The 15,334-nt window shown below is 65.5% G+C and carries 12 protein-coding genes; 9 read left to right on the forward strand and 3 right to left on the reverse strand.

The window, feature by feature from the left end; all coding sequences use genetic code 11:
- Nucleotides 1-4: 4 nt before the first annotated feature.
- Complete coding sequence (locus tag B7438_RS13980) at nucleotides 5-1,069, reverse strand: glycerophosphodiester phosphodiesterase family protein (RefSeq protein ID WP_085370214.1); 1,065 nt, start codon at nucleotides 1,067-1,069, stop codon at nucleotides 5-7.
- Nucleotides 1,070-1,132: 63 nt separating this feature from the next.
- On the opposite strand from B7438_RS13980, the gene B7438_RS13985 reads away from it, so the two are divergent.
- From B7438_RS13985 to B7438_RS14000, 4 genes are all read left to right on the forward strand, one after another.
- A complete protein-coding gene (locus B7438_RS13985; protein ID WP_085370215.1) occupies nucleotides 1,133-1,666 on the forward strand; it encodes a hypothetical protein in 534 nt (177 codons plus the stop codon).
- 60 nt (nucleotides 1,667-1,726) lie between these two features.
- The gene (locus tag B7438_RS13990; protein ID WP_085370216.1) at nucleotides 1,727-2,524 is read left to right on the forward strand and encodes a Bax inhibitor-1/YccA family protein; all 798 of its coding nucleotides are present in this window, start codon (nucleotides 1,727-1,729) and stop codon (nucleotides 2,522-2,524) included.
- Between the two features lie 474 nt (nucleotides 2,525-2,998).
- Complete coding sequence (locus tag B7438_RS20620) at nucleotides 2,999-4,822, forward strand: NAD-dependent epimerase/dehydratase family protein (protein WP_256922044.1); 1,824 nt, start codon at nucleotides 2,999-3,001, stop codon at nucleotides 4,820-4,822.
- A gap of 29 nt (nucleotides 4,823-4,851) precedes the next feature.
- The gene (locus B7438_RS14000; protein ID WP_179150830.1) at nucleotides 4,852-6,021 is read left to right on the forward strand and encodes a glycosyltransferase family 4 protein; all 1,170 of its coding nucleotides are present in this window, start codon (nucleotides 4,852-4,854) and stop codon (nucleotides 6,019-6,021) included.
- 3 nt (nucleotides 6,022-6,024) lie between these two features.
- Here B7438_RS14000 and B7438_RS14005 read toward each other — a convergent pair whose 3' ends face one another.
- Nucleotides 6,025-7,848: a DUF4012 domain-containing protein gene (locus B7438_RS14005; protein ID WP_085370218.1), complete on the reverse strand. Its 1,824-nt coding sequence runs from the start codon at nucleotides 7,846-7,848 to the stop codon at nucleotides 6,025-6,027.
- Between the two features lie 230 nt (nucleotides 7,849-8,078).
- Here B7438_RS14005 and B7438_RS14010 point away from each other — a divergent pair, with 230 nt between their 5' ends.
- From B7438_RS14010 to B7438_RS14030, 5 genes are read left to right on the forward strand one after another with little or no spacing between them, the layout of a single operon-like run.
- Nucleotides 8,079-9,347, forward strand: a complete 1,269-nt coding sequence (locus B7438_RS14010) for a nucleotide sugar dehydrogenase (RefSeq protein ID WP_085370219.1) — start codon at nucleotides 8,079-8,081, stop codon at nucleotides 9,345-9,347.
- Nucleotides 9,348-9,385: 38 nt separating this feature from the next.
- Entirely contained in the window at nucleotides 9,386-10,540 is a 1,155-nt protein-coding gene (locus tag B7438_RS14015) for an acyltransferase (protein ID WP_085370220.1), read from the forward strand.
- Nucleotides 10,541-10,579: 39 nt separating this feature from the next.
- Nucleotides 10,580-11,995 (forward strand): hypothetical protein, encoded by a 1,416-nt coding sequence (locus B7438_RS14020; protein ID WP_085370221.1) that lies wholly within the window; start codon nucleotides 10,580-10,582, stop codon nucleotides 11,993-11,995.
- Nucleotides 11,992-13,200 carry a hypothetical protein gene (locus B7438_RS14025; protein ID WP_085370222.1) on the forward strand — a complete coding sequence of 403 codons (1,209 nt, stop codon included), beginning with the start codon at nucleotides 11,992-11,994 and terminating at the stop codon, nucleotides 13,198-13,200. Before B7438_RS14020 ends, B7438_RS14025 begins: the two co-directional genes overlap by 4 nt.
- Before the next feature lie 11 nt (nucleotides 13,201-13,211).
- Entirely contained in the window at nucleotides 13,212-14,279 is a 1,068-nt protein-coding gene (locus B7438_RS14030; protein ID WP_085370223.1) for a glycosyltransferase, read from the forward strand.
- Between the two features lie 36 nt (nucleotides 14,280-14,315).
- On the opposite strand, the gene B7438_RS14035 is transcribed toward B7438_RS14030, so the two are convergent.
- Nucleotides 14,316-15,290 carry an NAD-dependent epimerase/dehydratase family protein gene (locus B7438_RS14035; protein WP_085370224.1) on the reverse strand — a complete coding sequence of 325 codons (975 nt, stop codon included), beginning with the start codon at nucleotides 15,288-15,290 and terminating at the stop codon, nucleotides 14,316-14,318.
- Nucleotides 15,291-15,334 lie beyond the last annotated feature (44 nt).

Consider the following 15,334-nt stretch of genomic DNA (forward strand, 5'->3'; position numbering starts at 1 on the left):
GATATCAGTGTTCGTCGCGCACGGCGACGGCCAGATCCGGGTGGTCGGCGAAGACCCCATCCACTCCGGAGTGCAGCAGGATCGAGAACAGCCTCCGCCAATCGCCCCACTGGTCGTCGCGCCCCTGCCCGCGGAACTCCTCCGGCATCAGCGCGTTCTCCGGGCGGAGCGTCCAGCAGTACACGCCGAGGCCCGCCGAGTGGGCGGTGTCGACCAGGTCCGAAGTCACCGCGCCGACATCGATGTCCGACGGGTCGTCCTCGAACAGGGAGACGGCGACGGAACCGGACGCGAGCACCTGCGACACCTCGACGCTGATGCCGTCCACGCGGTCGGGGGCGGCCGCCGCTCCGAGCGCGTACAGCCCGCGCGCCGTCAGATCATCGGCATATCCAGCGGCAGCAGACCCCTGCGCTGCCGCGCGATCGGCGGGGACGCCCGAGTCCTCAAGCAGGTAGACGCGCGTGCCGCGGAAGCCCTGCCTGCGCACCTGACCGAGCACGGTCTTCTCGAAGCTCTCGACGACCAGCCCCGGATTGTCGATCCACCCGGCCTCCGCAACCTCCGCCGCGAAGAGCTCAGCGAGCGGCAGGCCGATGGAGTCGAAGTATGTCGCGTGCTTGATCTCCGCCACCACCCCGAGCCGGCGTGCGGCGTCGTCCGACGCCCTGTCGACGATTCCGAGCAGATCCCGCAGCCTCAGCACCGGATACCTGCCGTCGAAGGTCGAGCTCGCCTGCCGGATCGCGGGCAGCCGCTCCTTCGCCCTCAGCGTCGCGAGCTCCTCCCAGGTGAAGTCCTCCGTGAACCACCCCGTCAGCGGCGTGCCGTCGATCTCCTTGGTCGTCCTCCGCCCGGCGAACTCTGCACGCGTCGCGACGTCCGTCGTCCCCGAGATCTCGTTCTCGTGCCGGAGCACGAGCACGCCGTCCTTCGTGGCCACGATGTCCGGCTCGACCGCGTCGGCACCCAGCGCGAACGCGAGCTCGTACGAGGCCGCCGTGTGCTCCGGACGGTACCCGGGCGCGCCCCGGTGACCGATCACCAGAGGGGCCGTCCGAGCTCGCATGTTGAGATACTAGCCCGCGGGTTGGGGGTTCTCTCGCGCGCATCCGGGTGACAGAATCAAGCGGTGTCCGAAGCGGAACCGCCCTCTCCGAACGGCTGGGTCGAGCCAGCGAGCCGACTGGATCTGCACTGGGGCGCGTACCGCCAGCGACTCGTCATCGGCCTCGGGATGCTCATGGTCGGCACCGGCTTTATCCTCATGACGAGCGCGTATAGCCTGCCGTTCCTCCTCGTCGGCTCCGTGCTCCAGCCCGCCGGCTGGGCCGTGCTCCCATCAACGATCGGACGCAGGGTCTCGGTCGCCATCCCCGTGCTCGGGTTCACCTGGCTCATGCTCGGCGGGGCCGGCTTCGCTTGGTGCTTCTGCGTGCCGCTCGCCGCCTGGCTGCTGATCCGGCTGCGCCCCCTGCTGAGCTACGTCGTGCTCGTGCTGCCGATCGCATCCAGCATCGTCCTGTCCAGGACGATCCACGAGTACTCCCAGGGCTGGGTGTCGATCGCGGTGAGCACGGTGGTCATCGTCGCGGCCGCGTGGCTGGCACGATGGGTCGCGATCACCCTTGATTCAAGGCAATCTGTCAGAACTCTCAGACAATAAATCGGTAGGTTTAGTGCACAGATCCGGCTCGTCCGGACCCCACACGCAAGCAGAGGAATCATGGCTACCTCCAACCCGGCATTCTCACAGAGCCCGGCCTTCCAGAACGGGTCAGCGGCCGCTGCGACACTCAGCGCCGAGAACCTTCAGGAGATGTACAACGCACCGGCGGCCGGCGCCGTCGAAACCGACCGCATGACCGTCGAAGACACGATCGTCAAGACCGCGGTCAGCTTCGGCGTGCTCCTCGTCGGAGCGGTCATCGGCTGGATCGTCCCCGTCCTGTGGATCCCCGCTGCGATCGTCGGACTCGTTCTGGCCTTCGTCAACATCTTCAAGAACCGCAAGAAGCCGTCTCCGGCGCTCACGCTGGCATATGCCGGCGCGCAGGGCATCTTCATCGGCGGGATCTCGCTGTTCTACGAAAACCTGGCCAGCGGCGTCGTTCTCCAGGCTGTCATCGGCACGATCGTCGTGGTGGGTGTCACGCTCGCCCTCTTCGCCAGCGGCAAGATCCGCGCATCCGCGAAGGCGACGAAGGTCTTCCTCATCGCGCTGGTCGGCTACCTGCTGTTCTCCGTGGTAAACGTCATCCTGATGCTCACGAACGTTTCGGACGACCCCTGGGGCCTCCGCGGCGAGTTCCGTATCTTCGGCATTCCGCTCGGACTGATCATCGGCGTCCTCGTCGTCATCATGTGCGCATACTCGCTCGTGCTCGACTTCGACGCCATCCAGCAGGGCGTGAAGAACCGCGCACCGCGCGTCTTCGGCTGGGCCGGCGCCTTCGGCATCATGGTCACGGTCATCTGGCTCTACCTCGAGCTGCTCCGCATCTTCGCGATCTCGCGCAACTAGCGCACCACGCGCCGAAAGGGCGGGCAGGGAGCACACGCTCCCTGCCCGCCCTTTGTGCTGATGGCCGCCCATCGCACCGAAGTTCCCTCCTGACGTTCGCTGGTACTATCGCATCGTGCATTCTCCCGGTCGCCAGGATCGAGTCGAGACCTGCTGATTGCGGGCCAACGCGTCGGCACGCCGACGACCTGCCCGATTGCGGTGAGATCACACGGACCGCACAACCGCAAGACCGGGAGACCCGTTGGAGCTTGTTGACCGCCGGATTGCCCCCTCGTGATGGGTAGCTCGTGGATACTCGTCGTGGCCGCGGCACTGGTCAGCGGGGGCGCGCTCGCCGTCCTCCGACCGATCCTCCGCAGGGTCGGCGTCGTTGACGAACCGAATGCACGCTCCTCTCACGTGCGTCCGACCCTTCGAGGGGGCGGTGTCGGCCCTCTGGTCGGCGTGATCGTCGGAGTAGCCGGCGCGGTCGTGGCCGCAGCCTTCCCATCCATCCCACTGGTCATCAGCGGGATCATCACCGCAGCGTTCGGGCTGCTCGGTCTGGTCGAAGATGTTCGCGGGCTGCCGGTCTGGCTCCGGGCCGGGTTGCAACTCGTGCTGGGCCTAGCGGGCGCCGCCGCGTTGGCCGTTGCGGGACATCAGTCGTTCTGGGTGGCGCTCGTCTGCGGAGTTCTCATCGCCGCCTACGTCAACATCACGAACTTCATGGACGGCGTGAACGGTATCTCCGGGATGCACGGAATCGTGACCGGACTTTCCTACGCGGCTGTCGGCGGCATCGTCGGTGTGCCATGGATCGCTTATTTCGGGCTTCTCGTCGCAGCGGTCTTCGCCGCATTCCTTCCCTGGAATCTGTCTCGGCCGGGCATCTTCCTCGGCGACGTGGGCAGCTACGCGCTCGGTGCATCCGTCTCCATGCTCGCGGTCGCCGCTCTGATGATCGGTGTGCCGATCCTCACGGTCCTCGCACCGGTCCTGATCTATCTGGTCGACACCATGTCCACCCTCATCCGGCGGGGTCGACGGGGTGAGCCCGTACTGCGCCCGCATCGTACCCACGCGTATCAACGGCTGACGGACACCGGACTCTCCCACATTCAAGCCGCGCTGATCGTCTCCGCCTTCACCGCAGCATCGTCGCTCGTCGGGCTGTCGATAATAGCGCTCGCGGTCAATCCCCTGATCGTCGCCGTCGCCATGATCGTCCTCTCAGCGCTCTATCTGGCGTTGCCCCGGATGCGTGGGAACACCATCCCTCGGCCAACCGGTTACAGCCTTCCCCCCGTCGACTTGGACGAAGCTCCGATCGCTCAGGCTTACGAGCGCCCACGCGTCTGGGCCGTCGTCGGGGCCTCGGGATTCGTGGGTTCCGCCCTTGTCCGCCACCTGCGGAGCAAGGGATACGAGGTGCGCGAACTGGCGGCCCCCCGTTTGGAGCTCGATCCGGAGACGCGCGACCTCGAATCGCTCACCGCAGCGGCCGATTCCTCTCCTGCGTGCGGCGAACTCGCGACCCGGATCGCCGGTGCGGACGTCGCGGTCAACGCCGCAGGCCTGGCGCAGCCCGACTCGGCGGGCGGCGCAGATCTGTACGGAGCGAACGCGCTGCTTCCCGCCGTATTCGCCGTCGCGGCCCGCCGTGCCGGAGTGCGCACGGCGATTCACATCAGTTCGGCCGCGGTTCAGGGAAGGCGTCCCGTTCTCGATGAAAGCATCGAGGCGTCGCCGTTCTCTTACTATTCGCATTCGAAGGCGCTCGGTGAGCGCGCATTCCTGAAGAGCGGTCCGGACGGCGGTACACCAGCACTGCTCGTGATCAGGGCGACGAGCGTTCAGGGACCCGGCAGACGCACAACGGAGTCGTTCGTCAGAATCGCTCGCTCGCCGATCGCGAGCGTTGCGGGCACGGGCGCACAGCCGACGGTCGTGAGCACGATCGACGGACTGGTCGCGTTCATCGCCGAGGTCGGCACGACAGCGACCGTGACGCGAAAGATCCTCCTCCAGCCGTGGGAAGGACACACCGCTGCAGGCGTGCTCGAACTGGCCAAGGGCGAATCCCCTCTGCGTCTTCCACGTTGGATGTGTGTCGCGCTCCTCAGCGTGGCCAGAGGCGTCGGACGGATCGTTCCGGAGGTCGCCGGCGCCGCCCGACGACTGGAGCTGATGTGGATGGGCCAGGACCAGCGCTCATCCCACGCCGCAGCTCCAGACATCGACGACCGCACGCTGGCCGACATCTTCGACGGAGTCGAACGGCGAAACGAAATGCAAGGACCCAGCAACGTATGACTGAACGCCGCCCCCGCATACTCCTGGCTGTGACCGTCCCCGTGTCGCTGATCCTCATGCGCAACGTCCCTGAACTCCTGGTTCGAGACGGATGGGAGGTGCATATCGTCTCGTCACCGGGCGAGCAGTTGACGAAGCTGGGCACGCTGCAGCACGTCGTCGTCCACCCGCTGCCGATGGAGCGGGACCCGTCACCGCTCAGCGACGCCGTCTCGCTCGCGCGATGGGTCGTTCTCTTGCGAAAGGTGCGCCCAGACGTCGTTTCCGTCAGTACACCGAAGGCATCGTTGCTCGGCGCGCTCGCCGCGAAGCTGACGCGAGCGCCTCGCCGCATCTACCTGCAGCGAGGTCTGCGCCTCGAGACCGCGACCGGAATGATGCGAAAGGTGCTCATCGCCGCTGAGCGGGCAACAGCGCGCTCGTCGCACACGGTCCTGGCCGTCAGCCCCAGCCTCCGATCGGAATTGATCGAGCTCGGGATCGCGCCGTCCGACAAGGTCACGGTGCTCGGATCGGGCAGTTCCAACGGCGTCGATGTCGAGCTGTTCGCGAACGCCCGCAACCGCGAGGCGGCGGAAGCGATAGGAACGCAGCTCGGGCTCGATCGCACGATCCCTGTCGTCGGATTCGTCGGCCGCGTCGCACCGGACAAGGGGCTCAAAGAGCTCGCCGAGGCCAGGAAAATCCTGTTGGAGCGCGGGATCGAGCATCAGCTGCTCATCGTGGGAGGAGTCGATTCCGGCGTTGCCAGCACGGATGCTCCCGCGTCAGAGATATTCGGACCCATGACCGTGACCACGGGCGCCGTCGAGAACACAGCGCCGTACTACGCCCTCATGGATGTGTTCTGCCTTCCCACCTATCGCGAAGGGTTCCCGAACGTGGTCCTCGAGGCGAGCGCTGCAGGCGTCCCGACCGTGACGACCGACGCAACGGGGGCCGTCGACTCTGTGAAGCCGGAGACCACCGGCTTGATCGTGCCTGCGCGGTCCGGCTCCGAGCTTGCCGGGGCCCTGGCCACGTTGCTCCTCGACCCGGAGCGCCGTCGGTCGATGGGGGCTGCCGCTCAACGCTGGGTCAACGCGGAGTTCCGTCGCGACCAGGTGGCTCGGCAGACCACTGACTTCTACGCGCAGGAACTCGAGCGCGCAGGTGGTCGCACTCCTGAGCTCCGTCCGACAGCAGACGAACAGCTCTAGCCCCTACTTGCCGATCGCCTTGCAGTCGAGGGTACCGTAGCCAGCCACCGTCGGATTGACGGTGGGCGTGACGTCCGCCTTCAGCTTCTTGAGCGGTGTCTCACCAGCGTCGAAGAGCACATCCAAGACCATCGTCTGCCCGGGGCCCATCTGCTGAACACCCTGCGCCACGGGATATTCGCCGTCCGACCCGATCATCGGGGCAGCGGACGGCTGAGCGTCGATGGCCGTACCGAGCACCTTGTAGCCCTTCGGTGCGTACACGGTCGTGCCGATCTGCACGTTGCCCTTGGCGACGAGAATGCCGTCACCGACCACGTAGTTCGGGAGTATCTCGCCCGCGTTGGCCGGCGCCGTGCTGTTGAGGGCGACACGCGCGAACACATAGCGGTGCTTGTCGCCGCAGACCGCCTGGGTGATGCCCACCTTGACCTTGAGGAAGTAGTCCATTTTCGACGGCGTCTGATCCATGAAGTACACCCCGAACGCATCCGTGTCCTTGGTGCTTACAGGCGGCGCCGAGTAGAACGGCGTCATCTTGATGAGGCTCTGCTCCGCCTTGTCGCCGGTCCACATCTTCACGCGGCCCTCCTCACCCATTTTCAGCAGTGTGCTGAGCAGGGTCTTCGGGTTCGCACCGCCCCCCAGAACCCGGGAGAAGGCGCCGATCGCGATCGATTCGTTGATCTTGTCGACTGTCACAGGGTCGGGGTACATCGTGTAGATGTCAATGAGCAGGATGCGCACGGCGTTCTCCGGCGTCAGTGTGAGCCCGGGGAGGACGTCGATCGGTCCGGTGGCCTTCAGCAGGTTGCCGAGCGTCACGGTGTCCATTGCGATGACGCCGTCGATGTCGTCGCCCTTCGCCTGCTTCCACATGGCTTTGGCGACATCGAACGTCGTCGAGAAGCGCGGCGTGATGGTGAGGTCCTGCACCTGCCTTCCGAGGCCGTACGGGTACAGCTTCTTCACGTCTTCGGGAAGCGGGATGACGTAGTCGTCGAATCGTGGGAAATCGCGGATGGACGCAGACGACTGCTTGACCAGGCTGATCTTCCCGTTGTCGAGTTGCAACAGGGCCATGGATCCCGTCGTTCCGCCGTTCGGAAGCAGTTCGCCGCTGTTCTCGAAGATGACCAGGTAGTTGCGGACGCCCTTCGCGCCCAGCGCGGCTGGGAGCGCGTGAACCGCGTCCTTCGCCTGCTTCATCTGCCCGGCGACCTTGCCCAGCATCGTGGAGAGTTGCGTCGTGGCCGAACGCACGGGACCGATCGTGCCAGACGTGTCGATGGCGGCGACCTGCGCGTTTGCCTTGTCGAGAGCGGCGGCGGCACGGTCGACCGTCGGTGTGGCCTTGACGATCGGGGCGAGGTTGAGCGCTCCGTTGACCGGCTTGATGCTCTCCGGCGAGACCGTGTTGAGCACGCCGACGAGCGGCTTGATCGCCTTCGTCACCACGTCATCGGTGGACGATGCAAGCGTGCGGACGGCCGAGAGGTTGGGGCCGACGAACGGAATGACCTCCGCTCCCCGCCAGATCGGGTCGCTGGTATCGCTCCGCGCCGAGTTCACCTTCGGCTCGAGCTTCGCCATCGTGGCCTTGGCTCCGTCGACGTCCAGGGCGGCCACTTGCGTCTTCAGGGTGGTCACGAGAGGAATCGCAGCTTCGAGCGAAGACTTGGCGGCGAGAGCTCGCAGCCCGATCCAGAGCCCGCAGAAGACGATGACGGCCAGGACGATACCGGCGCCCACGTACCACCAAACACGGCGGGATCGGGTCTGCCGGGCGTGCGAGATCGCGGCGCGCGTATGGCGGGAGTCGGGCATCCAACCATTAGACCAGACGAGTGCTCGCCGAACCTGCAAGCAACCAGGAGGAGATCGTGAGGAAACGCTTGAAATCCGCACACAGACGGGCTGGATCCACGGCACTTCAGTCGGTGCCTGCCGAACCACTGTGAGTCGTCTGATAATTTGTCATTCTGGGGCGTGCTGATGCGCCCGATTGTCCCTGCTGCACTTCCGCGCGGGACACTCTTGCGTCCGAACCGGGGATCATGACTTCACACAACAAGCGCGCCGTCATCGTGGGGCAGGGCTATGTCGGCCTGCCCGTAGCAATGCGAGCCGTCGACGCCGGATACGACGTCATCGGCCTGGATGTCGACGACAGGCGCATCGCCGGCCTTCAGAGCGGCGAATCCTACGTCGACGACATTCCTTCCAGCGTGCTCGCCGCCGCCCTCGCGTCCGGCAAGTACAAGGCGAGCAAGGACTACGACGATGCTGCTGGGTTCGACGTCGCAGTGATCACTGTGCCTACGCCTCTCAGCGAAGGCATCCCCGACCTCAGCTTCATCGAGGACTCGGCCAAAGCCCTTTCGACACGGCTCTCTGCCGGAGCCACTGTCATCCTCGAATCGACGACATACCCCGGGACCACACAGGAGTTGCTGGTGCCGCTCCTGGAAGAAGGCTCAGGCCTCACGGCGGGCACGGACTTCTTCGTGGGCTACAGCCCCGAGCGCATCGACCCGGGCAACAAGACCTGGGGCTTCGCCAACACCCCGAAGGTCGTCTCCGGCATCGACCCCGAGTCGCTTGTGAGGGTCAAGGGCTTCTACGACGATCTGGTCGAGACGACTGTTCCGGTGAGCGGTACCAAAGAGGCGGAACTCACCAAGCTCCTCGAGAACACGTTCCGGCACGTCAACATCGCCCTCGTCAACGAACTCGCCATCTTCGGTCACCAGCTCGGTGTCGACGTCTGGGAATCCATCGAGGCAGCGTCGTCCAAGCCGTTCGGTTTCATGAAGTTCACGCCAGGACCCGGCGTCGGAGGACACTGCCTCCCCGTGGATCCCAGCTACCTGTCCTGGCAGGTGCGCCGAAAGCTCGGCCAGTCCTTCCGGTTCGTCGAGCTCGCGAATGACATCAACGACCACATGCCCGACTATGTCGCGCAGCGGTTGATGGTGTTGCTCAACCGTGCGGGGAAGGCGCTGAACGGCGCTCGGGTCGTCCTCGTCGGGCTCTCGTACAAGCGGAACACCGGCGACATCCGCGAGTCTCCCTCGCTGCGACTCATCGACGTGCTGCGCGAGCTGGGCGCGGAGATCGTCGGTATCGACGACCGCGTCGAGGACCACCGCTGGCCGGCCGGGGTCGAGCGGGCGTCGTACTCCGCCGAGACCCTCTCCGGGGCAGACGCCGTGGTGCTCCTCACCGATCACGAGGAGTTCGACCTCGCCCTCCTCGCAGAGACGCCCGCTCCGGTGCTGGACACCAAGAACCGCGCCGCCGGTCCAACGGTCGAGCGTCTGTGAGCAACCGGTCCGCGCTGATCGCAGTGGCGGCATAGCCGATGCTCGCGCCCGATCTCGCGCCACGAGCCGCGCGCCGGGGACGCCTCAATCTCCTCGACGCGCTGCGGTTCTGTGCCGCGCTGGCCGTCGTGGCCTACCACTTCACGACGTATCCGTACCAGTGGGGCTGGGATGCCCGCCCCGTCACTATTTTCGGTCCGTTGACGATGGTGACCGGATACGGGTACCTCGGCGTCTATCTGTTCTTCATCATCTCCGGATTCGTCATCATGATGTCCGCCTGGGGACGGACGACAGGGCAATTCGTCGCATCGCGTCTTGCTCGGCTGTTCCCCGCGTATTGGGTGGCCGTCCCACTCGCCGGGATCGTCGCCGTCCTGATCATCGATGGTCGCGTCACGGCCGACAACCTGCGAACCACCGCGGTCAACATGACGATGCTGAACAAGCCGTTCGGTGTCCCATACGTCGACGGCGTCTATTGGACGCTCTGGGTCGAGCTGTGCTTCTATCTCATCGTCGGCATCCTGATCGTCACCGGGCTCACCTACCGCAAGGTGCTCGCCCTGGCGGCGCTCTGGCCGCTTCTCGCGATCCTGGTCAAAGCCGGGAACAAACAGTTCGCCGAGATCCTGCAGCCGGACTTCGCCCCGTTGTTCGCCGGCGGCATCGCCCTCTACCTCCTCTACGCACACGGTCACACCCTGCTGCACTGGATGATCCTCGGTGTCAATGCTGTGCTCGCCGCCAACAACGCAGCACTCACGGCCTCGTGGGTCCACGACAGCACGGGAGCGCGCCTCTCGGGCGCCGTCGCATTCTGCGTGATCCTCGCCTTCTTCGCCGCGGTGGCGATCGCGACCCTGACTCCTGCACGTACCTGGACAGGGACGGCCGGAACGTCACTCGGCCGCCTCACCTACCCGCTCTACCTTGTGCACGTGTACCCCGGCCTCATCGTCATCCACTACACGCAGGACATACTCGGCACGTGGGGTGCGCTCGCGCTCGGCATCGCCGTGGCCATCACTCTCGCCTGGCTCGTCAACAGGTTTGTCGAGCGGCCTTTCGCTTCACGCATGCGGGCGCGCATCGAGCGCACCTTCGATCGCTCGAAGGCGACCGGACCGGTGAACCCGGTAACGGACCTCCAACGGGGGCCAGGCGACGAGCCGGCCGTCAAGGGTCCGTAGTGTAGATTTATCGAGCTATTCGTCTAAGGAACCCGTCCCATGCCTCTTGCCTCGCTCAAACGCGACCCGTGGGCAATCGCCACCATCGTCTGGTCGGTGGTCGCCATGGCGTACGTGTTCTTGATCCCGGTCAGCAACAACTTCCTGCTCTACCCGCTCATCCTCTCGTTCGCCCTTCTTGCCGGGATCAACATCCTGAAGCACAGGCTGCGTCCGGATAAGTCTCTCCTCCTGCCTGCCGCTCTGTGGCTTGCGTTCCTCCTCCTCGGAATCGTGACCGCGATTGCCCGGGATGCCGAGTCCTGGCAGCGAACACTGGTGTTCTTCCTGGTCTGGCCTGCTGTCTACAGCGTGATGGTCGTCGGCTTCGACCGTCGACTGATGCGCGTGATCTTCCTCGTCGGAGCCTGGGTGACAGTGTTCATCGGGGTCGTCTTCGTCCTCGAAGCCCTGACCATCACCGGCCACATGCCGTTCAGCTCATTGCCATACTGGCTCACCACGCCCATCCTCTTGCGGGGCGTGACGGATTCGCAGGGGATGGTGGCCCTGTCCGCCAACTCGCTGCCTCCCCTCATCTGGTGGGGCGGAATGTGGGTCGCCTCGCTCTTCTGCAGCTCGAAGGACCCGTACCTGCCGCCCGTCTGGCTTCGCACGCTCGCTGCATCGTTGGCCATCCTCGGCGCCGTCGTCTCCTGGCGACGGGCGGTCGTCCTGATCCTGGTGGTCTCCCCCATCATCGCCGTCGTGATGCTCGTCGCGCTGCGATTCCGTAATGCGAAGCCGGAGAGCCCACGATTCACCGGTCGTGCTGTTCTCCGCGTCGGAGTCGTCGCCGTCGTCGCGATCGCCCTCAGCCTCCTCACGCAGCCGCACTTCGCCTCCATGTTCACGTCGGCGGTCGGCTCCTCCACGAAGATCGTCGAAGGACAGCCGGCCAAACTCCCGACGACGGACCTCCCCTCGGTGAACGACAAGTCCCTCACCGTCTCGGCGGACGACGCACTGGCGGACGAGATCCGCAAGAACGAGAGCCAGAACCTGCTCACGCCGCACTCGGCTGCAGACCTGCTCGTGGGACGCGGCTTCGGGGCCTCGATCGATCGAGGCGAGGTCGTTCGTGACATGAAACCCTGGCAGACAGAGCTCCAGTACCACGCGATCTTCTACTGGACCGGAATCATCGGCATCCTGTTGATTCTCGCCGTGTTCCTGACCTCCCTCCGTGTGGTGCGCAAGGCATTCCGCATCGACGATCCGCTACGCGCCTCACTCTACGTCAGCTCCGTCGGCGCGGTTGCTGCGCTCGCAGCCAACGCCACCAACCCGTATCTCCAGGCTCCCGGCCACATGTGGCCGGTGTTCCTGCCATTGATGATCGCGAGCGCCATCCTGGCTGCACGGTCACGCGCGGAAGAGGCATCGGCTCCCGAGTTGGCGGAGCAGGTGAGGTGAGGGCCCTGACGTCACGGCCTCATCTGTACTGGATCTCGCTCGGCACCGTCTTCTACTCGGCGGCGATCGTGCTTCTGCAGATCCTCGCCCTCGTCAGCCTCGATCCCGCGACGTTCGGGCGCTTCTCCGCGATCTACCTGGCATTCGCCCTCGCATCGTCGGTTCTGCTCTCCGTCGTATGCGAAGCCTGGCAACGCGTGCAGCCGGCCGCGAGCTGGAAGGAGTTCAGCGCACCCCTGCTGACGCATTCCATCCTCTCCACGATCGTCACCGTCCTCGTCTTCTTTTTCATCCCCGGCTACGGCAACCTCGCCATCCTCGGTGGCCTCGCGGTGGGCTTCGCAACCTACCGGACCGGAGCCAGGTATTACGCCATCCACCACCGCGAGTACCGCTGGGTGGTACCAGCTGATTTCGCGAACGTCGTCGTCTTCGCCATCGGCTGGTGCATCTTCCTGTTCGCGCGGGACTCCTTCTCGATCGTCACCATGATGGTCGTGTGGGCGGTCGGATCGTTCCTCAGTGCCGCACTGTCCAAGCCTGCGACCGGATACGCTCCATCACTCATCCCGAAGTGGATGCGGACCCACAACCACGAAATCAAGACCCTGCTCAGCGATTCTGTACTGCTCGACGCCTCGGGTATCGGCACACCGTATGCGCTCATCCCCATCCTCGGCGTGACCGGCTTCGGCGTCTACCGCGCGCTGTCGAACGTCTCCGGTCCGGTCAAACTCCTGCTGACTCCCGTTCGCCCGCTCTTCGCAGGAGTCGACGCCAAGCGGTTCGCCACGCTGAAGTCGGTGTCGCTCTTCGTCGGGCTTTCGCTTTTCATCGGCGCTGTGTGCTTCGCGGCGATCATCCTGCTCAAGGCCAGCGGGCTGCAGATCGGGACGCTGACCGCCCTGACCGACTACGCGTGGGAAGCAGCGATCTTCGTCGCCGCTACGTTCCTGAACGGCGTCTATTACTTGCTCGCCCGCACCCATTTCGCGCGGCGGCGCCTTCTCACCGCCCGCGCCGTCACATCCATCGCTGGAATCGTGATGCCTCTGGCAGGCGGCCTTCTGTTCGGTGTCGGGGGCGCCATCGCGATGGTCACAGCGGCGACCGTCCTCATCGCGATCATCTGGATAGTCCTCCTGTTCCGGCAGGCGACCACCCCGTCCCCGGCCGTCGCCGACGTGCCGGCCGAGATCATCTGAGGCCGGAACATATGCGCATCGTGCATGTCATCAACTCGCTTGCGACCGGCGGAGCGGAGACGCTCGTCGTCGACCTCGCTTCGTCCATGCGTACCGCGGGCCACGACGTGACGATCCTCACGATCTCCGACACGGCCGGTGTTCCTCTGGACACGGCCCGACGACTCGGACTGAACGTCGTGTCGCTCGGCCGATCACCCCGCGACCCTCGCGCGATCCTAGGTCTGCGCTCCCATCTGAAGACGTCGGACCTCACTCACGTCCACCTGTTCCCCGCACTGTACTTCGTGCCCATGGCCGGTCGCGGACGCCCGCTCGTTTACACCGAGCACTCGACGTGGAACAAGCGTCGGGACTCCACCTTGCTCCGACGTGCGGATCGCTTCTTCTACAAGCGGTTCGCGAGCATCGTCGCCATCAGCGATGGCGTGGGGAACGCCTTGCGCAGCTACCTCGCGTCGCTCGGCCTGACACGCGACATCCCCGTGGTGGCCAACGGCATCTCCGACACATTCTTCGATCGCCGTCGGCCACGCTCGCTGGGAGAACACCCGAGACTCATCGCCGTGGGCAACCTGGACGAGCGCAAGAACTTCGTGGACGCGATCTCGGCTGTGGCCCGCGTACCCGAGGCATCGCTGACCATCGTCGGCGAGGGGGCGCAACGGGGCGCGCTCGAGCGACACATCGCGGACCTTGGCGTTGGAGACAGAGTCTCCCTGGTCGGCCAGTCCAGCGATGTGGCGAGGCTCATGGATCAGCACGACGTGCTGATTTCGACCTCCCGCTTCGAAGGGTTCTCGTTGGTCGCCGCCGAGGCGATGGCGATGGGGCTCCCCGTGGTCGGCCCGGACGTCGACGGCTTCCGCGACTCCGTCGTCGACGGCTCGGCCGGTGTCCTCTTCGACCAGCAGGAGGGTGTCGAGGGAGTCTGCCGAGCAATCGCCGACGTCACCCGGAGTGCCGCGACATACGAAGCGCTGTCGCAGGGGGCGGCGGAGAACGCGAAGAGGTTCCGCGCGTCCGACACAGCCCGTGCGTATCTCGCGCTCTACGAGGCCATCAGCGAGACGCCATAGGAGCGCACTCCTGCTCCGAACTCGACCGTTCGCGCGTTACGCCCCGGAGGAGGCTCGATCGCGGCCTGAGGCCGCAGCCTCGTGCCGCTCTCGGTACCAGTCGATGGTCTGTCCCAGCGCCGTCTCGAAGTCGGTCGGCTTCACATCGGGGAACAGCTCCCGGATGCGGATGCCGTCGGCCTGAGACGCGCGCACGTCGCCGACGCGCGGCTCGACGTGCTCGACGGCGATGTCGATGCCGAGGTGCTCCTGCATCAGGTCGATGACGCGCAGCAGCGGGGTGCTCGTGCCGAACGCGAGGTTGACGGGGTCGAAGGAGCTGACCCGGCGCTGCACCGCGTCCAACAGGGCGGAGCAGACGGTCTCGACGTACGTGAAGTCGCGGGACTGCAGGCCGTCGCCGTGCACAGTCAGCGGCCGGCCGTTGAGGGCGGCGTCGAGGAACTTGGGGATCACGGCCGCGTAGACATGGTCGGCGGCCTGGTACGGGCCGAAGACGTTGAAGAAGCGGAACGCGAGGGTGCTCATCCCGTACGAGTAGTTGTACGCGATCGTGTAGCCCTCTGTCGCGTGCTTGGTGACCGCATACGGGCTCATCGGCCTGGTCCAGTCGAACTCCGACTTCGGGAGCTTGGTGTTGCTGCCGTAGACCGAGCTCGACGACGCGACCACCACGTGCTCGACCCCGGCGAGACGGGATGCTTCGAGCACGTGCAGCGTTCCCGTGGCGTTCGCGTGGTGCGAAGGCAGCGGCGCGGCCACCGAGCGCGGAACGCTGCCGAGCGCAGCGAGGTGCACGACGGAGTCGACGCCGGAGACGGCCTCGTTCAGGGCGTCCCCGTCGAGGATCGACGCTTCGATGAAACGCACGTCGACGCCGTCCAGGTTGTCCAGGCGACCGGTGCTGAGGTCGTCAATGACGCGGACCTCCGCGCCGGGGACGTGCGAAGTGACATAGCGTGCGAGGTTCGAGCCGATGAATCCGGCCCCGCCTGTGATGAGTAGTTTCATTGGTCTTTCAGTTTTTCGAGTACGAGCCGGTGATGGCCACGTGT

Origin of the sequence: Leifsonia sp. NCR5 (assembly GCF_002105485.1) — a bacterium.
In the GTDB taxonomy this organism is placed as follows: Bacteria; Actinomycetota; Actinomycetes; order Actinomycetales; family Microbacteriaceae; genus Leifsonia.

Excerpts from the sequence above, each read along its gene's own strand:
- B7438_RS13990 (WP_085370216.1), top strand. The coding sequence starts at position 1,727 with ATGGCTACCTCCAACCCGGCATTCTCACAGAGCCCGGCCTTCCAGAAC.
- B7438_RS14030 (WP_085370223.1), top strand. The coding sequence starts at position 13,212 with ATGCGCATCGTGCATGTCATCAACTCGCTTGCGACCGGCGGAGCGGAG.
- B7438_RS14020 (WP_085370221.1), top strand. The coding sequence starts at position 10,580 with ATGCCTCTTGCCTCGCTCAAACGCGACCCGTGGGCAATCGCCACCATC.
- B7438_RS14010 (WP_085370219.1), top strand. The coding sequence starts at position 8,079 with ATGACTTCACACAACAAGCGCGCCGTCATCGTGGGGCAGGGCTATGTC.
- B7438_RS14015 (WP_085370220.1), top strand. The coding sequence starts at position 9,386 with ATGCTCGCGCCCGATCTCGCGCCACGAGCCGCGCGCCGGGGACGCCTC.
- B7438_RS14005 (WP_085370218.1), bottom strand. The coding sequence starts at position 7,848 with ATGCCCGACTCCCGCCATACGCGCGCCGCGATCTCGCACGCCCGGCAG.
- B7438_RS13980 (WP_085370214.1), bottom strand. The coding sequence starts at position 1,069 with ATGCGAGCTCGGACGGCCCCTCTGGTGATCGGTCACCGGGGCGCGCCC.
- B7438_RS14035 (WP_085370224.1), bottom strand. The coding sequence starts at position 15,290 with ATGAAACTACTCATCACAGGCGGGGCCGGATTCATCGGCTCGAACCTC.